This window comes from Mucilaginibacter sp. AK015, from assembly GCF_014200785.1.
In the GTDB taxonomy this organism is placed as follows: Bacteria; Bacteroidota; Bacteroidia; order Sphingobacteriales; family Sphingobacteriaceae; genus Mucilaginibacter.
The window spans coordinates 311,125-330,138 of record NZ_JACHCV010000003.1 but is presented as its reverse complement, the minus strand read 5'-3'; the positions used below and the strand labels follow the sequence as shown (position 1 = coordinate 330,138).

Genomic DNA, 19,014 nt, shown 5'->3' with positions numbered 1-19,014 from the left:
TATATTTGCCTTTTAAAATAAAATCAATGCTGCAAGTTAGTTATATCCGCGATAACAGGGAACAGGTTTTAGAGCGTTTGGCCGTAAAAAATTTTAAACAGCCAGAATTGGTTGATGAAATTATCCGTTTGGATAATGAACGGCTGGCAGCGCAGCGCGAAAGCGAAGAAGCCAAAGCGGCAGCAAATCAGGGTGCCAAACAAATTGGCGAACTGATGCGCGCGGGTAAAAAAGCGGAAGCGGAACAACTTAAGGCCAACACCGGCAACGCCAAGGAAAATATCAAAAGACTAGATGAGCAGCTTGCCACTATTGAAGAGAGCCTGTATCAAAAAATTATTTTATTGCCCAACCTGCCCCATGCGTCTGTGCCTAAAGGCCTCACGCCTGAAGAGAACGAAGTGGTGCTGGAGAATGGCAATAAACCTGAATTACCTGCCAATGCCCTGCCTCATTGGGAACTGGCCGCAAAATATAACCTGATTGATTTTGAATTGGGGGTTAAAATTACAGGCGCCGGTTTCCCTGTTTATAAAAATAAAGGTGCAAAACTACAGCGCGCGCTTATTAATTTTTTTATTGACGAGGCCGAAAAAGCAGGCTATAGCGAAGTAAGTGTGCCATTGATGGTGAACGAAGCATCGGGTTTTGGTACCAGCCAACTGCCGGATAAAGAGGGGCAGATGTATTATGTGGGTATAGATAACCTTTACCTTATCCCAACCGCCGAAGTGCCCATTACCAATATGTATCGCGATGTGATCTTAAAAGGTGAAGAGCTGCCTGTTAAAAACTGCGGGCACACACCTTGTTTCCGCCGCGAAGCCGGTTCTTATGGCGCACACGTGCGCGGTCTGAACCGCCTGCACCAGTTTGATAAGGTGGAAATTGTACAGGTGGTACATCCTGATAGATCATACGATGTATTGGAAGATATGAGCGCCCATGTACAGGGCCTGCTGCAAAAACTGGGCTTACCGTACCGTGTATTGCGCCTTTGCGGCGGTGATATGGGTTTTGGCAGCGCCTTAACCTACGATATGGAAACCTGGAGCGCCGCGCAGCAACGCTGGCTGGAAGTATCGTCAGTATCAAATTTCGAAACCTTCCAGAGCAATAGGCTTAAGCTGCGTTTCCGCAACGCCGAAGGCAAAACACAATTAGCACATACCCTTAATGGCAGTGCCTTAGCTCTGCCGCGTATTGTAGCTACCCTATTAGAAAATAACCAAACGGATAAAGGTATTAAAGTGCCGGAGGCGCTGGTACCTTATACTAAGTTTGAGTGGATTGATTAAGATGTTAGCGTTGAGCAATCGCGACCCTAAAAAGATAGCGCAGTTATTATTTAGAATTAATTTATTGCCATCAATAATCGCTTTTGGGGGTTTGATCATGTTAATATTGAGTTGGGGGCAGGCGGGGATATGGGACAGAGCCTGGACGTTACTGGTGGGGGCTGGACTAATTGCTCAATTTTTGTACTTTTTACAAATTAAGTACGAAGAGTTTGCGCACAGAAAAGCTTTATGGCTTTATTCGATAATTTTAAATATTGTTTTTTTAGCGTATTATTTAACAGCATTTATCTATACAATAATAACTAATACATTACAGGTACAAGCGTTTTGGGTAATACCATTTTTATCATATCCCTTAGCCTTTTTAATTTTTAGTTGTAAAGCGATCAGGCAGTTGTAATGGATATCTTTCATTAACGCCCCACAAATAAATATTTTCTTCGTTCACCCGATTTGGTCAGCGCCAGTGACAAACTTTGTTTATATAAGCTATCGGTAACATAAAAAAGAAGCCGCAATTGCCGCTCCTTTTTTATAATAGGGTTACATACCTTTCTGTATCGCTTCATAAACCGCATCCTGGATGCGCGGGCGGATGTTTAAACTACCCAGTTTGTTACCCACATTTGGGTGTACCCGGTTGGACAAGAACACGTAAACCAGGTTGTATTTAGGATCTACCCAAACGCATGTGCCCGTAAAACCCGTATGCCCGTAGGACAGATCTGATGCTAATTTTGACGGATAATGCCTGTCGGCTATCGGGTCCCAACGGTCGAAACCCAGCCCGCGGCGACTTACTGCCGATTGCTTGGATGTCCATAAGTCTACCGTTTCCGGTTTTATGTATTGAACCCCGCCATAAGTGCCGCGGTTAAGCGTCATCTGGTAAAGTATGGCAATATCATTGGCGCTGGCAAATAAACCCGCATGCCCGGCAACGCCTCCCATCAGGGCTGCGGTAGGGTCGTGCACATACCCGTCTATTAGTGTCTTCCTGTCTTTTTTATCATCCTCTGTTGGTGGTATGCGGTCGGCAGGGAAGCGGTAAAGCGGTAAAAAACCCGCTGTTTGCATTCCAAGGGGGTTGTAAAGTTTATCCTGCACGTATTTATTCAGGGGTGTAGCGGTAATGGTTTCTGCTATTTGCTGCATAAATATCATGCTTACATCGCTGTAAACATACTGGCCACGCGTTTTTACCGCCGAGCGCAATGCGGCAGGCAGCATTACATCGTCAAAATAATTTTTGCGCAGGTAGTAATTGTCGTTCACCTTGGTGGGGAAAGCGGCCGAAGAGTCGGTACTGTGGTCGGTAGGCTTCACCACCTCAAATGTTTGGATATCCGGAATCAACCCTGCCTGGTGCAGCAATATCTCGCGTACGGTTAAGGTTTTTTTATTGGTGTTGCGCGTTATGGGCAGGTATGTGCCAAGGGTTGAATCGAGATTGAGTTTACCGGCATCGTAAAGCTGCATCGCCTCCATAGTGGTTGCCGATATTTTTGTCATAGATGCTACATCAAAAATATCGGTTATCCTTTCGGGGATGGCGTTCTCGTAAGTATGATAGCCATACGCCTTGTTAAATATCACTTTGCCATCTTTAGCTACCAACACTACACAGCCGGGTGTTGCACGGCTACTGATGGCTTCGCTGGCAATATCATCTATGGCTTTCAGGTTATCCGCGTTGATACCGGCATCTTCGGGCACTGTATATTGCAGTCGGGTTTTAGCTGTTAAAAAGCCCGAATGGGCTATGTATTTTGGGGTGTAGGTTTGGGTTAAGCGCTGGGTAATGGCAACACCTCCAAAAATAGCCTGCGCACCAAAATAAGCCGCTACCTGCGATACCCGTGCCGACCACACGATAGGCGAGCTGATATTATTTAATTTTTTCAGCGAGTTACCGTTCCCGATAAGCGATACGATAACGTTCTTTATTTTTTGGTTGTCGTTAATAAATGCGATGATCTGCGGATTATTAACCTCCGCATCACTAAGCTGAACGATAAGTGTGTTATAAAATTTGGTGTCCTGCGACAGGTTATCAAGGGTTTTTACGCTTAAATAATCCAGGCCGTTGATCAGGTCGACCCGGGTATATTTGTTTAGCAAACTATCAAAGCCAGCCCCGTAGATGCCCGAAAAACGTATGCTCGCTATTTTATTATTATCCAGATTTTGCAGCGGAATAAGGTTTTTGTCGTTGTTGAGTAAAACGGTGGCCTGCGCAACCGATAGCTCTTCTTTTACATAGGCTTTACCTGTAAGCGGCGGGTTTTGCGCACAAGCGCTGTTAAAAAGTACAAACCCGGATAGCAGCAGCAGGCAAACATTCCGCCTATTTTTTCTCATAAACCTTAACACCATTTATATACGTTTTTAATACTTTAACATTTGGCAGCGCACTGCCTTTAACCTTCATGATATCCTGATCAAGTATCACAAAATCTGCGTATTTACCAACTTCGATACTGCCCTTCTCATGTTCCTCGAAATTTGCCTTAGCTGCCCATAGGGTAATACCTCTGAGGGCTTCTGCCCGGCTAAGGGCATTATCCGTTTGAAAACCGTCTGGCGGTAAGCCTTTAAGGTCTTTACGCTCGGTTGCTGCATAAAACGTATACATGGGGTTTATGTTTTCAACCGGGAAATCGGTACCTAAAGGCATCCAGCCGTTTTGTTTTAATAATGTCTTATAAATATAGCCGCTGCTTTTCAACCGCTGGTTGCCAAGGCGTTTTGCCGCCCATACCATATCAGATGTAGCATGCGTAGGTTGCACCGAGGGGATGATATTATTATCGCCGAAAAGTTTAACATCCTCGGGCGATACGATCTGCGCGTGCTCTATCCGCCAGCGTTTATCATTTTTACCCCTCAAGTTTTCGGCGTATATTTTTAGCATAACGCGGTTGGCCGAGTCGCCGATAGCATGTGTAGCCATCTGGAAGCCATGCGCCGCTATCTTTTTGGCAACCTCTTCAAAATGTGCTTTAGTGCTTAGTAAAAAGCCGTTCCATTTTGCCGAGTCGGCATAAGGTTTTAACAAACAGGCCCCCCTTGAGCCTAATGCACCATCGGCATAAACCTTAAACGCGCGTACGTTAAGGCCGGGAGTTTTATATGCGCCACGTTTAAAAAGGTAGTCATAATTTTCGGGCTGATCGGCAAGCATTACATACATGCGCATCTTTAGCGCGCCTTTGTGCTGCAGGGCGGCTATGGTGCTCACCATGGTATAAGGCAGGCCGCAATCGTCAACCGTGGTTAATCCAACGGCAAAACAGTTTTGCTGCGCGTCCAGTAACGCGGCCTGGGTTATCTGTTCAGTTGGTGCAGGTATCTTGCGGGTAACAATGCCTACAGCATTATCTATCAGCATGCCGGTAAGCTTGCCGTTCACGGTTTCTATGGTGCCTCCGATAATTTTTTGGCCGGGTTTAATACCTGCTATATTTAATGCCGCCTGGTTGGCAATGGCAGCGTGCCCGTCAATACGGCTTAGTAATACCGGCCGTACCGGGAACAGCGAATCGAGTTTTGCTTTGTTAGGGAAGGCTTTGTTAAGCCAGATATTTTGGTCCCAGCCATTACCAATTATCCAGCCCTCAGTGTTGTGCCGTGCGTAATTGTTTACCGTATCTAATATAGCCTGCCAGCTTTTAAGACCAACGAGTTTTACGTCCTGCAGGCCCAAACCGTACTCGTAAAAGTGTGCGTGTGCGTCAATAAAACCAGGATATACTGCTTTGCCACCCGCATCAACAACCTGCCGGGCCATGTATTTTTTTTCGATGGTGTCAATATCCCCCACCGCCACTATTTTACCACTGCTTACTACAAAGGCATTGGCGGTGCTAAAGGTGCTGTCGACGGTGTATACAAGAGCATTTTTTACAAGCAGGTCGGCGTTGTATTCTTTTTGTTTGCATGCCGCCATCAGCAAAAGCAGCACAGGCCATAGTTTCTTCATATTTATAAAAGCGGGTAGGGTGTAAATATTGTCAACCTATACAGGATATACAAGTATGTAACGGTAAAGTTATGGCATCGGATATTTAAATTGCTATTGTTTGGTAATTATCTTCGGTTAAACCAGCCAAACAATAAAGTTATGCAATCAAATTTTTAATTTAGCGTCTGAAAAAGGAGTAGACTAAAGCCTCATCCAAACCCCTCTTCGAAAGGAAAGGGGCTTGACCTTTTTTAACCCTCTCCCTTGGAGGGGGCAGGGTGAGGCCAAACACAGAAGGGAAATTTTTTAATGCCAGATATAATTCAGCTTTTACCGGATGCCGTTGCCAACCAGATAGCCGCGGGCGAAGTGGTACAGCGCCCGGCATCAGCAGTAAAGGAATTGATAGAGAACGCGATAGATGCCGGTGCTGATAAGATCCAGCTGATATTAAAGGATGCGGGCAAATCACTAATACAGGTTATAGATAATGGCTGCGGTATGAGCCTTACAGACGCGCGCATGTGTTTTGAGCGCCATGCCACATCCAAGATACGCAAGGCCGAAGACCTTTTTGCCATACGTACCATGGGCTTCAGGGGCGAGGCTATGGCTTCGATAGCGGCTATTGCCCAGGTAGAACTGAAAACGCGCCGCCACGAGGATGAATTGGGTACCTGCATCATAATTGAAGGCTCGGAAGTGATAAGCCAGGAAGCTTGCTCGGCTAACTTCGGTACATCCCTTTGTATCAAAAATCTTTTTTACAATACCCCTGCACGCCGTAACTTTTTAAAAAGCAACCCGGTTGAAATGCGCCATATTATCGACGAGTTTCAACGTGTGGCGCTGGCAAACCCGCAGGTGTTTTTAACCCTGCACCACGACGGGCAGGAGGTGTACCACTTGCCGGCATCGGCCCTTAAACAGCGCATTGTGCACTTGTTTGGTAATAATTACAACCAGCGCCTGGTGCCGGTAGAAGAAGAAACCACTATCATAAACTTGCGTGGTTTTGTAGGCAAGCCCGAGTTTGCACGTAAAACACGTGGTGAGCAGTTCTTTTTTGTGAATAACCGTTTTATTAAAGATGCTTACCTGAACCATGCGGTGCTTACGGCGTTCCAGGAGTTGCTGCCCGACGAAACCTATCCGCTCTATGTACTTTTTATAGATATCGACCCGGCGAAGATTGATATCAACGTACACCCAACAAAAACCGAAATAAAATACCAGGACGAGAAATCCATTTATGCCATCATACGCTCGGCGGTAAAACGGTCGCTGGGGAAATATAATATCACCCCTACCCTTGATTTTGACCAGGAGAACAGCATCGGCCACCTCATTACCCCAAAACCCTTTGAGGAAATAGTGCAGCCAAGTATTGCGTTCAACCCGGATTTTAATCCTTTTGCCAACGAAAAAAAAGCAAGCGAACGCGAGATACCATTTTTGCGCGACACCAATAACCACCACACCGCCATACCACGTAACTGGGATACCCTTTACGAGATAAGCAAGAAGGAAGACGCCCTGCAGCACCAGATGCACGAGGAAAAAAGCATCCCGGTTAACGAGCAGGAAATTACAAAAAGCAGCGAGAAGCAATTTTTTCAGGTGCATAACAGGTTTATCCTGTCGCAGATAAAATCAGGCTTTATGCTGATAAACCAGCAAGCGGCGCATGAGCGTATCTTGTACGAGCGTTTTTTGCAGCAACTACAAAACCACAGCGGGGTTAGTCAGCAGAGTTTATTTCCGCAGTCGGTTACACTAAACAGCAGCGATTTTGAGTTATTGAAAGAACTGTTACCTGATATACGCGCGCTTGGGTTTGATATTCGCGAGTTTGGTCGCAATACCGTTGTGGTAGAAGGTATACCGGCAGATATACGTGATGCCAGCGAACACCAGATGCTTGAACAATTGCTGGAAGGGTTTAAAAACAACCTTTCGATTTTAAAGTTGGATAAGCGCGATAACCTTGCCCGATCGCTGGCACGTAACGCCGCGCTAAAAGCGGGCGTAAAGCTATCAATGGAAGAAATGAACCAACTGGTAGATCAGCTTTTTGCCTGCCAGATGCCAAACCTGGCGCTAAATGGCAAGCCTGTAATTAGTACCTTTACGCTTACCGAATTAGCAGAACGATTTGAAAAATAATAACGCTTAAACCATTATACCATATAAAATGCAGTCACCTTTTGCCAATATGCCCCCGGTTGTAAAAAACCTGTTGATCATAAATATTATATTTTTTATTGCCACATATGCGTTAGGAAGACTGGTGAACCTTGATCAGTTGCTTGCTGTTTATTACCCTAATTCACCATTATTCCGTCCGTGGCAGGTAATTACTTATATGTTTATGCATGGCGGGTTCTCGCATATATTTTTCAATATGTTCGCGCTGGTTATGTTTGGGCCAATGCTCGAGTATACTTTAGGCTCTAAAAAGTTCTTCAATTACTATTTTATAACCGGTATAGGCGGTTTTGTATTGTATATGGTAGTGCAGGCCATGCAGGTTTATGCAATAGCCGGAGCTGTTACCATACCGCACCCCGAACTGGAAAGCTCTTATTTTATGTTTGGCGGCGGGCAAGAGCAGGCGCAAGCCCTTTATATTTTATATCACATACCCATGTTAGGGGCATCGGGTGCTGTATTTGGCATTTTAGTTGGTTTCGGCATGCTTTTTCCAAATATGGAAATGCTGATCATGTTCATCCCTATACCCGTTAAGGCAAAGTATGTTGTTATTGGTTATGTTGCTATTGAATTATTCTCCGGGGTAGGCCGTTTTGCCGGCGATAATGTAGCACACTTCGCCCATCTTGGCGGGGCCTTGTTTGGCTTTTTGCTGATAAAAATTTGGAAGATAAGGCGCCCCAACAATTTTTATTAAAGGCCGTTTAGTAAGTATATTATAACTATCATGAACACCCTTTGGAAAGATATTCAGTATAAGCTCTTAAGGTCTGGTAATAAAATCAGCCTGCTTATCGGGATAAATGTGTTTATGTTTTTGCTGATCAACATCAGCGCAGTTGTTGAACAGTTATTCAGAGGTTTTGGTAACAGCGCTATTTTAGCGTTAAGCAACGAATATTTGTTACTGCCCGCTTACCTGCCCAAGTTGCTCTATCGTTTCTGGACACCCTTCACCTACATGTTTATGCATGCAGGGGTGCTGCATATTCTGTTTAACATGCTATGGCTGTATTGGATGGGGCAGATATTTGAAGAGTATCTGGGCAATAAACGTACCATTGGCCTATATATACTCGGGGGGCTTTCGGGCGGATTATTGTTTATTGCCTGCTATAATATTCTTCCGGCTTTTACCAGCATAAATGCGGCGGCCGGCGGGCCTTTGGTTGGTGCGTCTGCAAGTGTAATGGCCATTATTATTGCCACAGCAACCCTGCTGCCCAATTACACAATATCGTTAATTTTAATTGGGCCCGTAAAATTAAAATGGATAGCGGTATTTTATGTTATAATTGATTTTTTGGGCATTGCCGGCGCCAATGCCGGCGGCGAAATCGCGCATCTTGGCGGTGCGTTATTTGGTTTTATCTACATAAAGCAGCTGCAGCGCGGCAGCGATTGGTTGGGCGGTATCAATAAGCTATTCAAACCCAAACCTAAAATGAAGGTGGTTAGCCATAATGGTAACCAGCGAAGGTCGGGCGGTGCGCCTAAACAGGAAGAAATTGACCGTATACTGGATAAGATCTCGGTGAACGGTTACGATAGCCTTAGCAAACAGGAAAAAGAAACACTTTTTAGAGCAAGCAACAACAATGAAGGCTAAAAAAAGCAAATTACCCTTTATTGATAAAGTTTTTCTGTGGATAAATTACTTGCTGTGCCTTGCCTTGCTGCTAAGCTACCTGGCGCCCTACGTTGATCCGCGAAAGTTTTGGCCTATCGCTTTTTTTGGCCTGGCTTACCCGCCCATGCTTTTGGTAAACGTGCTGATGATGCTTTACTGGCTTGTTCGTAAAAGCTGGTACATTGGCTTATCGCTTATAACCATACTTATTGGCTGGAATGTTTTAAACAGTAATATTGGCATGCGGCTGCCTGCGGGTGCAAGCCAGACAACCCCACAAAAGCAATTGCGTTTAATGACGTACAATGTGCATAATTTTAAGCGTTACGGCGAAAAAAACGATATCTCGACCAAACACGAGATCCTGGACCTGGTAGGTCAGGAGCAACCGGATATTATCGGCATACAGGAGTTTTTTACCCGTAAAAAAGGGCAATACGATATGATAGACTCGGTTATGCGGATAATGCGGGCTAAAAACTATTATTTTGAGCCTACCATGACCAGCGCCGGAGAAGCTATTGGCATGGCTATATTCTCTAAATATCCTATAAAGGCTTACGGGCTTGTGCAGCTGGCGGCAAAAAGCAGCGGTAACCAGTGTGTATTTGTTGATGTGGAAAAGGATGGCGGGGTGTTTCGCATGTACAGCGTTCATCTTCAATCCATCCGTTTCGACCCCCAGGATTATAAGTACCTTGGCAACCTGTCGTCAAAAGGAAAAACAGATATCGGTGCAACCAAACGCGTTGGCTGGAAATTGAAAACAGCTTTTCAAAAGCGCGCCGAGCAGGTATTTATTATTAAAGACCACGCAAAAAAGTGTCCCTATCCGTATATCATATCGGGAGATTTTAATGACACCCCCTCATCCTTTGCGGTAAACCAAATGGCTAAAGGGTTAAAAAATGCCTTCCGTTTTAAGGGGGCGGGGCTGGGGCGCACCTACAATGGCGCTTTCCCAAATTACCAGATAGATTATGTAATGGCCAGCCCGCAGTTTGATGTGTGGGAATACAAGATCATCGAAAAAAAATTGTCAGACCATTATCCTTTAAGCACTGTCCTGGTATTAAAATAACGCCATCCAAATTAAACTCCACATCTAAAATTGTAAGTTTGCGCACATGGAACAAAAATTATTTGTTTACAACACTTTAACACGTAAAAAAGAGGAGTTTATCCCGCTTAATGCAGGCCACGTGGGCATGTATGTTTGCGGACCTACCGTATATAGCGATGTGCATATAGGCAACTGCCGTACTTTTATCAGCTTCGACCTTATCTTCAGATATCTTTTACACCTTGGCTACAAAGTGCGTTATGTACGCAATATTACAGATGCAGGCCACCTGGAAGGCGATAGCGACGAAGGGGAAGACAAAGTTTCGAAAAAGGCCAAAATAGCCCAGTTGGAACCGATGGAAATTGTACAAAAGTACACGGTTGATTTTCATCATGTAATGGAGGTATTTAACGCCCTGCCCCCAAGTATAGAGCCTACAGCCACCGGGCATATTATTGAACAGATAGAACTTGTAAAGGACATCCTGGCAAAAGGGTATGCCTATGAAGTTGACGGATCGGTTTATTTTGATGTAGAGAAATATAATCAAACCCAGGATTACGGAATATTAAATGGCCGGAAGCTGGAAGACATGCTGAACAATACCCGCAGCCTGGGCGGACAGAATGAGAAACACGGTAAGCTTGATTTTGCGTTGTGGATAAAAGCCAAGCCCGAGCATTTAATGAAGTGGCCATCGCCATGGGGCATGGGTTTTCCCGGTTGGCATTTAGAGTGCTCGGCCATGAGCAACAAGTACCTGGGGCAGCAGTTTGATATTCATGGTGGCGGTATCGACCTTATGCCTACCCACCATACTAACGAGATAGCTCAAAATGTAGCTTGCTGCGGCAAAAATCCGGCATCGTACTGGCTGCATACCAATATGCTTACTACTAACGGGCAAAAAATGTCAAAATCGTTAGGCAACAGCTTTTTGCCGCACGAATTGTTCTTAGGCGCGCATCCTTTGTTAAAAAAAGGCTACAGCCCCATGACGGTAAGGTTCTTTTTTATGCAGGCCAGTTACCGCAGCACCGTTGATTTTAGTAACGAAGCCATAGAGGCCGCAGAGATATTCTATAAAAAGCTTGCCGAAACGGCTAAAAAGCTGGCTGTATTGCAGTATGCGGATAACGATACAAAGGATGAAGAAGCAGAGCAGGCAATTATTAATTTCTGCGAAGATTGCTATCGCAGTATGAACGACAATTTTAATTCGCCTAAGACGTTAGAAGCATTGAACAATCTGTCTAAATGGATCAACACCTTTTCGGGTAACGTCAAAAAGGTTGGCTCGATATCAGAAGAAACATTTAAAAGGATGAAGAAAACGTATAACGATTTCTTTTTTGATGTTTTAGGCCTTAAGCATGAAGATAGCGATAGCGGAGCCACTGATGACCTGATGAAGCTGATCATAAAGCTGCGTAACGAAGCCAAAGCAAACAAGGACTATGCAACATCAGATAAGATAAGGGAAGGGCTAAAAAATATCGGGTTTCAGTTAAACGATAACAAACAAGGCACTACCGATTGGATACGGATATAACCATCATTACCTTATTGTAAGGGAATAGGTGCGGGGCGGATGGATAAGAATTTAAAACAATTTAGCCCGGGCACGCTTTATGTTTCAGTTAAAATAATATTAAATTGCCCAACCAAAACAATACTATCACCATTATGAAAAGAACATTATTAGCTGCTATTATATTATCAGGATTCAGTTTTTCGGCCATGTCGCAAACAAGGGTCGAGGTTGGCTCCGTTGTGAACGCCGAAGAGAATTTTAATAAATTAGTTGAGCGTAAAGGCATAAAGGACGGCTTTTTGGCAGTTGCTGATGTAGAGGGTATTGTTTTCAGGCCTAACGCTGTTAAAATAACCGAGTTTTATAATAGTATTGATAAGCAACCGGGCAAGCTTAGCTGGCAGCCAAAATTTGCGCGCATATCTGCCAACGGGGACCTTGGCTTTACAGCCGGGCCTTATGTTTACCAAAATGGTAAAAACGAGGAGGATAAGGTTTATGGCGATTACGTTTCGGTATGGCGTTTAGATACTGATGGTAAATTTAAACTGCTGATAGACCTGGGCATTCAGCATCCCGAACCGGAGCGCGACGCCGTGATAGATTTTAAGGAGCCTGATCTTACCAAGCAAAAAACTGCGAGCAAAGACCCGTTTGCGGGTAAGAATATATTAACCGCTACGGACAAAACCTTTAACCACTCGCTTTCGCTGTCGACATTGGCGGCATATAAAGAATTTTTAAGCGCCGAGGCGCGATATTACTTCCCCGGTTTTGAACCTATTACGGGTACAGATAAAATATTGAAGTTTTTAGATAACGAAGGCATCAGCATATCAGCCGAAACGGTGAATGTAGGCCGTTCAACCAGTAACGACCTGGCATACACCTATGGTACCGCCCGTATAAAAAAAGGGAATATCGTTAACAATTACAACTATGTGCGTATCTGGGAAATAGACGCCAACTTTAGGTGGAATATGTTACTCGAGGTGTTCTCCACCGTTGAAAATTAACTTCAATTTCGGAGCCGGATATTCGATGTCGGATTTAACCCAGGCCCTATAAAAATTTAGGAGGTAAGAAAGGAGTTCCCTCTTTTAGGATTTAGAGCTCAAAATTTGGGATTTACTATCAGGGTTAAAACAGCTGTTCTATAATATCATTTGCAGATAGCCCTTCGGCTTCGGCGTGATAGCTGCGTACTATACGGTGGCTTAATATAGGTTTTGCCACAGCTTGCACATCCTCAATATCCGGCGAATATTTACCGTTAAGCACCGCGTGGCATTTGGCCCCCAGTATTAAAAATTGCGACGCGCGCGGGCCTGCCCCCCAGTTTAGCAAACGCTTTATCTGCGGGCTTGCAAACTCGCTGTCGGGGCGTGTTTTTGAAACCAGCTTAACCGCATATTCCAAAACATTATCGCTAACCGGTATATTGCGTACCAGTTGCTGAAAATAAATGATCTGTTCAGCGTTTAATTGCTTGTTAACGCTAACCTGCGATGTGCTGGTGGTGTTTTTTACTACCTGCAATTCTTCTGCAAACGAGGGGTAATTTAACGCCACATTAAACATAAAGCGGTCTAATTGCGCTTCGGGAAGCGGGTAAGTGCCCTCCTGCTCAATCGGGTTTTGCGTAGCCAGTACAAAAAAAGGTTTGGCAAGCTTGTGGGTAACGCCGGCGGCTGTAACGCATTTCTCCTGCATGGCTTCTAATAAAGCTGCCTGCGTTTTTGGCGGCGTGCGGTTTATTTCATCGGCAAGTATAATGTTCGAGAACACCGGCCCGCGTATAAATTTAAAGTTACGGTCTTCGCCCAATATCTCCGAGCCTATAATGTCAGATGGCATCAGGTCGGGGGTGAATTGTATCCGCTTAAAGTCGAGGTCTAAAACTTGTGCAACAGTTTGCACCAGTAGGGTTTTTGCCAGGCCGGGTACACCAACAAGCAGGCAATGCCCGTTGCTGAATATAGATATCAGTACAAACTTGATTACTTCGTCCTGGCCAACAATAACTTTACTTATTTCGGCACGGATTTGTCCATAAGCGTTCTGCAGTGCATCAGCAGCCTCAACATCCGAGCGGTATTGCATATTTTATTCGGTTTTGGCTTGCGCTGTTGTTTCGTCGGATACCCATCCTTTTAGCGGCGGGCACCCCTGGTATTCAGGATCTATTTTTATAAAGGTTTCCTTACGGCGTTTTGCAAACCATTCGGATATGGTGCGCGAAAGCTTTTGGTTAGTGGCATCTTCCTTTAGTTTAGCAAAATCCTGCTCAAGGTTGGCTTTATGGGCGTTAGTCACCGATTTTAAATACAGTATTTTATAGCTTTGCTTACCGGTTTGCGGGTCGTTGAATAACGCCGGTTTTGAAACAGATCCCACCTTCATGGTATCGGTTATCAGCGCAACCTGCGGATCCAGTTTATCTGTAGGGATATAGGTTGAGCGTGTTTGAACGTTCTCGGCGTTCAGCAGCATTCCGCCATTATATTTGGTTTCTTTGTCGTCAGAGTAATAGGCTGCCGCACTCGAAAAATCAAAGTTTTTTGCTTTAATCATCAAATTATAAACGCTGTCGGCAGTAGCCTTCGCCCTGTTTAAGCTTGCCTGTGTAACAGCCGGTATAACCAGTATGTGGCGCACATGCACCTGCTCTCCGCGGCGTTCTATCACCTGTAAAAAGTGAAACCCATGCTCGGTTTCAAACACCGGGGATATCTCGCCTGTTTTTAACTTAAAAGCCTGAGCGGTAAATTCCTTTACCATTACCGTGCGGTCAAAAAATCCAAGGTCGCCGCCCTCAGGCGCAGAGCCCGGGTCTTGCGAATACAACCTGGCCAGGTTAGCAAAGTCTTCACCTTTTTTTACCCGTGCCCTTAACTCTTCGGCCTTTTGTTTATAAAATTCTTTTTCTTCCTTATTTAATTTTGGCTGAAATACGATCTCGCCAACCTCAACCTCTTTATTATAAGTTGGCAGGCTGTCTTTAGACAGTTTTTCAAAATAGTCCTTCACGTCCTGTGGTGTTGTATTCACCTTTTCGGTGATCTGTGAGCGCATACGCTGCGCAATAAGCGACTCCTTAATATCCGGGCGAAGCTCATCTTTGTATTGAATTACCGAACGGCCCAAAAACTGTTCTAACTTATCCTGGCTGCCCGCACGCTGTATAAAACTGCGCATACGGCGGTCAACCTCACTGTCAACTTCTTCATCTTTTACCTGTACGCTATCAATAACAGCTTGTTGCGCAAGCAGTTTTTGGGTCAGTTGGTTTTGCAGTATTAGGCATTTAATGCTTGGGTTGGGTTGCTGGCCGCTTACCAGGTATTGCGCATATTGCAGCTCGATGTCTGATTGCAGAATGATACCACTGCCCACAACAGCAGCAATTTTATCAAGGGTGTGTACCTGGGCCTGAGCGAATGACAGAAATATAAAAGAAGTGAAGATGGACAGTCCGATTTTTCTCATGTAATTGTTAAACTAATATCACGGATAGTTATCCGGTAAATTGCAAATTTCGGTAAAATTTATTAATAATAAATGTATAATTAAGCCGTACTACGAATATGCTTATAATGCTTCAACAGGAATAGGTATTTTTGGTTAAAATATGTTAAATATGAAAATTGACAATCCGCAGGCCTTCCGTTTTATAATGCAGGATGAAATTTACCTGCTGGATAAAGATAAGGGTGGAAACCCTGCCCGTATGGCGGTAACGCCTGCTTCTACCGGGATTCCTGAGATAATAACAGTAGCCGAAACGCCCGCCCCCGAAGCTAACCCCATTAAAGAACAAGTTACAGAGCCCGGCACCCCTGTTGTTAAAGCCATGCAGGAACCTAAGCCACATACACAGCAAACGAGCGGTCGCGGGTTTAATTATCTGGGAAAGAATAAAAAGAATTTTTTAATACTGGTTAATTATCCCACCCAGGAGCATATTGCCCCCGACCATCTTGCCGCGTTGGAGAACATATTAAAACGCAAAGAATTATTACTTGATGATGTAGCCATATTAAATGTAAATGCCTACGCCGCCGTTAACCTTACTGACCTTGCCGCCTGCTTTGCCCCAACCAGGCTGGTTATAATGGGCAAAGATTCGTTGCCGGCAGGCATAGGCACACTGCCATTTAACCAACCCCTTCAGGGAAAAAAAACGCATGTGCTGTATAGCTTCAGCTTTGACGAAATGATGAGCAGTAACGAGAATAAGAAGACCTTTTGGGAACACATGAAAAAATTGTAAAATGGAGCAACTGGTTTTTGCAACAAATAACACCCATAAATTAGAAGAAGTGCAGGCTATGGCCGGTAATAAAATAAAATTACTGAGCCTTAATGATATTGGCTGCTACGATGATATTGCCGAAACCGGTTCAACGTTCAACGAGAATGCATCTTTAAAAAGCCATTACATCTATGATCGGTATAAACTTAATTGCTTTGGCGACGACAGCGGGCTGGAGATAAATGCACTTGGCAACCAGCCGGGGATATACTCGGCGCGTTATGCCGGAACCCATGGCAACCATGAGGCCAATATCGACAAAGTGCTAAAAAAACTGCACGGGCTTACCGATCGTAGCGCGAGGTTTCGTACGGTAATTTCTTTGATGTGGAATGGTGCCGAGTATTTTTTTGAAGGAGTGGTGGAAGGTAGCATCCGAAAGGAACGCAGCGGCACTGCCGGCTTTGGTTACGACCCTATCTTTCAGCCCGATGGTTATGATATTACCTTCGCAGAAATGAGCATGGACGAAAAAAACCGCATCAGCCACCGTAGCCGCGCGGTTGATCTGCTCGTCGCGTTTTTGAAGAATGACCTTTAGGTCATTTAGACATTGTTCAATCTTATTTTTTAAGATTTACTTCTGTAACGGCTGTACGGCGGGTTGCCGTGTAAACTATACCATTCACTATCTCGTACCCGGTAGATACACTTTGCGAATATCGTTTCAATATGATGCCGGTGTTATTGTCTATCAATATTGAGCCATTGATCCTGCTATTTAAGTTTTGGCCAAGGATGGAAGTCTTATAGGTGATGGTGATAGTTCGCCCGTTAACGGCGTATACAGTATATGTGGTTGTTTTGGATGGTGTATTATCTGTCCATGAATAGCCTTTTTTTAGCGAAGGGTTAACAGCGAAGTTGGCCATGAATTGTAACATCGCCCCGGGTACAAGGCGCTCAAGTTGTAAGCCGGTAAATGATAACAGTGTATCATTCACAGTAGCGGCGCGTTTTACATTAAATATTTCGCCTTTGTTATTTACCGTAATTGTAGGGGATGTTTTTGCTATTTTCTGCAGGTTTACCTGGATATCCGAGGCCGGATCGGCTGGTTTTTCTGAATGATATATCATGGTCTGGTCCATAGCATTAATAGTGTCTGTCAGTTTGTCTGTTGTGATGATCATGGTGGCCCCGTTTTCAGAAGCATCGGTTACCTTATAGGTTTTTGCCACAATGGAAGACGAGCTCACGTGCAGGCTTTGCCCGCCTCGTTGCATTACGCAGTTAGATCTGGTGAGTACCTGTCGTTGAAATTCATCCCCCTTTTTGAACCTCACCTGTGCGCACGCGGTGTTACTGATATAAGCTAACAGAATAATCAGCAGCCAGTTTGATTTTATTAGCGCGGCTCTCATCCTTAGTGTTTTTGTTGGGTACTATACTGATAATAAAACACTTGTATGATGGGGTCATCAGGAATGGGCCACGGGATAAGGCCATTGCCGGCAGGCAGCGACAGCGGGCTGGGGGTTATTATGTCAGGCATCAATAAAACCGCCCGCTGCGTGGAATTTGCACCAGATGATACCGGCTGTTTTGGCGCAGGCGGCATTTGAGGCTCTTCCGGCATTGGTACTTCTATTGTAGCCGGCACCGCCGCGTCCTGTAAGCTTAGCTGGGGCAACGGTGGCATATCCGGTGCAACAGGTAGCGGGATTTCTGCCGAAGCAGCTATAGTGCTGGTGGCCGCCGGCTGGTCGGGCTTATCGGCTGCAGGTGATACGCTTGATATTGCAGCTAACGCAGGCGATTTTACCGGCGATACTAATGGCAATGCCACGCCGGGGATATCGATCAGGATCAGTGAGACAGGTTGCTCTGTCCCGCTTTTGCCGGTGGTGGTGCCTTTTGTTATAGTGCCAGGTGGCAAAGGCGGCGGTACACGCCAGTCTGATAAATTACCACGCTGGGCTAAAGCGGGGGTTACAGAACCCGTAATGGCCAGCAACAGCAAGATAAGCACAGGCAGCAATGCGGGCCGCCTGTTTCTGTTTGTTGCTATGCGGGGGGATGTTGTTTTCATCTCTATCTGTTTACAGAAAGCGGATAACTTATACTGAATGTAGAATTTGGTTTATTTGATGAATATCTTGTTACATTGTCTATACCTATACCAATAGCCAAAGGGCTATGTAGCGGTTTGATACCAAGCGAGAAGCCCAAATTTATACCTGACCATTCAGTAATAAAATTAACTTTTTTTATCAGTTCGTAGGATATACTTCCAAATATTGCTGTCCCGTGCGCGCCTCTGCCCGCTTTTATATCATCCGGACTTTTATGATAAAAGCGCCCGTTGCCAATGCCGATGGTATAAGTAAGTTTTGAGCCGCCCGGCGTTGCAGAGGGCAAGCTTTGTATGGCATGGCTAAAAGCAAAATAAAAGGTTGACCCCGGCGCATCGGACTGAATTTTGCTTGCAAATAACTGTAAGCCGCCAACAGCGATGCTGCTGCCTGTAAATATCTGCCTGCTTACCACAATATTTCCAGAAAAATCACTGCTTGTTGAAACGTCCGCAGAGTTGATCCCAACAGCAACGTTTACAATCTTTTGAGGATCTCCGATACAGAATCCTGCAAATGTTATCAGATCACCTGTTTTTGTATAGGCTTGAGGGTAAACTCCGCCTATGCCTCCAAATATGTATGTACCAAAACCGCCCCAGCCCGAGGGTGATATCAGGTTTTGTAGTATATCATTGGGCAAAAGTTCATCTCTCAAATTTTTGGTAGTGCCCTGGCTTAATAGTGAATCCAAGCCTGTCTGCAATTTACGTTCAAATGTACTTTGTGCGTATACAGAACCCGAACAGGCGAGGCTTAAAAAAGCGATCATAGCAAATGTTTTTGGTCTGTAATGCATCGGTTCAGTACTATAGCAAACTCTTCTTTTTAACAGGTAATAGTGGCAAATTAATTCATGTATCCGTAGCGGCCATTTCTGAGCTATCAGATCATTAGTAAAGCTACACTTTTATC

General features: G+C 44.8%; 17 protein-coding genes. 10 read left to right on the top strand and 7 right to left on the bottom strand.

Going from position 1 to position 19,014, the window contains the following annotated elements:
• The first annotated feature begins 26 nt into the window (after positions 1 to 26).
• Together serS and HDC91_RS13680 are read left to right on the top strand one after the other, a co-directional pair.
• Positions 27 to 1,298 carry a serine--tRNA ligase gene (gene serS, locus HDC91_RS13685; RefSeq protein ID WP_183553107.1) on the top strand — a complete coding sequence of 424 codons (1,272 nt, stop codon included), beginning with the start codon at positions 27 to 29 and terminating at the stop codon, positions 1,296 to 1,298.
• Positions 1,282 to 1,701, top strand: a complete 420-nt coding sequence (locus HDC91_RS13680; protein ID WP_221262186.1) for a hypothetical protein — start codon at positions 1,282 to 1,284, stop codon at positions 1,699 to 1,701. Before serS ends, HDC91_RS13680 begins: the two co-directional genes overlap by 17 nt.
• Positions 1,702 to 1,844: 143 nt before the next feature.
• On the opposite strand, the gene HDC91_RS13675 is transcribed toward HDC91_RS13680, so the two are convergent.
• Together HDC91_RS13675 and HDC91_RS13670 are read right to left on the bottom strand one after the other, a co-directional pair.
• Positions 1,845 to 3,662, bottom strand: a complete 1,818-nt coding sequence (locus HDC91_RS13675; protein WP_183553088.1) for a serine hydrolase — start codon at positions 3,660 to 3,662, stop codon at positions 1,845 to 1,847.
• Positions 3,649 to 5,283, bottom strand: coding sequence for an amidohydrolase (locus HDC91_RS13670; RefSeq protein ID WP_183553086.1), 1,635 nt, complete (start codon positions 5,281 to 5,283; stop codon positions 3,649 to 3,651). Before HDC91_RS13670 ends, HDC91_RS13675 begins: the two co-directional genes overlap by 14 nt.
• A gap of 291 nt (positions 5,284 to 5,574) precedes the next feature.
• Here HDC91_RS13670 and mutL point away from each other — a divergent pair, with 291 nt between their 5' ends.
• The 6 genes from mutL to HDC91_RS13640 all read left to right on the top strand — a co-directional run bounded on the left by mutL (position 5,575) and on the right by HDC91_RS13640 (position 12,725).
• Positions 5,575 to 7,431 (top strand): DNA mismatch repair endonuclease MutL, encoded by a 1,857-nt coding sequence (mutL, locus tag HDC91_RS13665; protein ID WP_183553084.1) that lies wholly within the window; start codon positions 5,575 to 5,577, stop codon positions 7,429 to 7,431.
• Between the two features lie 28 nt (positions 7,432 to 7,459).
• Positions 7,460 to 8,176 carry a rhomboid family intramembrane serine protease gene (locus HDC91_RS13660; protein WP_183553082.1) on the top strand — a complete coding sequence of 239 codons (717 nt, stop codon included), beginning with the start codon at positions 7,460 to 7,462 and terminating at the stop codon, positions 8,174 to 8,176.
• A gap of 30 nt (positions 8,177 to 8,206) precedes the next feature.
• Positions 8,207 to 9,088, top strand: coding sequence for a rhomboid family intramembrane serine protease (locus HDC91_RS13655; protein WP_162430560.1), 882 nt, complete (start codon positions 8,207 to 8,209; stop codon positions 9,086 to 9,088).
• Positions 9,078 to 10,190: an endonuclease/exonuclease/phosphatase family protein gene (locus HDC91_RS13650; RefSeq protein WP_183553080.1), complete on the top strand. Its 1,113-nt coding sequence runs from the start codon at positions 9,078 to 9,080 to the stop codon at positions 10,188 to 10,190. The genes HDC91_RS13655 and HDC91_RS13650 overlap by 11 nt, the downstream gene beginning before the upstream one ends.
• 46 nt (positions 10,191 to 10,236) lie before the next feature.
• Complete coding sequence (cysS, locus tag HDC91_RS13645; protein ID WP_183553078.1) at positions 10,237 to 11,727, top strand: cysteine--tRNA ligase; 1,491 nt, start codon at positions 10,237 to 10,239, stop codon at positions 11,725 to 11,727.
• A gap of 134 nt (positions 11,728 to 11,861) precedes the next feature.
• Positions 11,862 to 12,725 (top strand): DUF4440 domain-containing protein, encoded by an 864-nt coding sequence (locus HDC91_RS13640; RefSeq protein WP_183553076.1) that lies wholly within the window; start codon positions 11,862 to 11,864, stop codon positions 12,723 to 12,725.
• Positions 12,726 to 12,849: 124 nt separating this feature from the next.
• Here HDC91_RS13640 and HDC91_RS13635 read toward each other — a convergent pair whose 3' ends face one another.
• Positions 12,850 to 13,812, bottom strand: a complete 963-nt coding sequence (locus HDC91_RS13635; protein ID WP_183553073.1) for a MoxR family ATPase — start codon at positions 13,810 to 13,812, stop codon at positions 12,850 to 12,852.
• A gap of 3 nt (positions 13,813 to 13,815) precedes the next feature.
• Positions 13,816 to 15,198, bottom strand: a complete 1,383-nt coding sequence (locus HDC91_RS13630; protein ID WP_183553071.1) for a peptidylprolyl isomerase — start codon at positions 15,196 to 15,198, stop codon at positions 13,816 to 13,818.
• 151 nt (positions 15,199 to 15,349) lie between these two features.
• On the opposite strand from HDC91_RS13630, the gene HDC91_RS13625 reads away from it, so the two are divergent.
• Complete coding sequence (locus HDC91_RS13625) at positions 15,350 to 15,982, top strand: hypothetical protein (RefSeq protein WP_183553070.1); 633 nt, start codon at positions 15,350 to 15,352, stop codon at positions 15,980 to 15,982.
• Between the two features lies 1 nt (position 15,983).
• Positions 15,984 to 16,565 carry a non-canonical purine NTP diphosphatase gene (locus tag HDC91_RS13620; RefSeq protein ID WP_183553068.1) on the top strand — a complete coding sequence of 194 codons (582 nt, stop codon included), beginning with the start codon at positions 15,984 to 15,986 and terminating at the stop codon, positions 16,563 to 16,565.
• A 22-nt stretch (positions 16,566 to 16,587) separates the two neighbouring features.
• Here HDC91_RS13620 and HDC91_RS13615 read toward each other — a convergent pair whose 3' ends face one another.
• Genes HDC91_RS13615 through HDC91_RS13605 form a run of 3 tightly spaced genes read right to left on the bottom strand, consistent with a single transcriptional unit; the run spans position 16,588 to position 18,871 of the window.
• The gene (locus HDC91_RS13615; RefSeq protein ID WP_183553066.1) at positions 16,588 to 17,388 is read right to left on the bottom strand and encodes a hypothetical protein; all 801 of its coding nucleotides are present in this window, start codon (positions 17,386 to 17,388) and stop codon (positions 16,588 to 16,590) included.
• Between the two features lie 2 nt (positions 17,389 to 17,390).
• On the bottom strand, positions 17,391 to 18,056 hold the full coding sequence (locus HDC91_RS13610) for a hypothetical protein (RefSeq protein WP_183553065.1): 666 nt from the start codon (positions 18,054 to 18,056) through the stop codon (positions 17,391 to 17,393).
• A gap of 2 nt (positions 18,057 to 18,058) precedes the next feature.
• Positions 18,059 to 18,871, bottom strand: coding sequence for a hypothetical protein (locus tag HDC91_RS13605; RefSeq protein ID WP_183553063.1), 813 nt, complete (start codon positions 18,869 to 18,871; stop codon positions 18,059 to 18,061).
• Positions 18,872 to 19,014 lie beyond the last annotated feature (143 nt).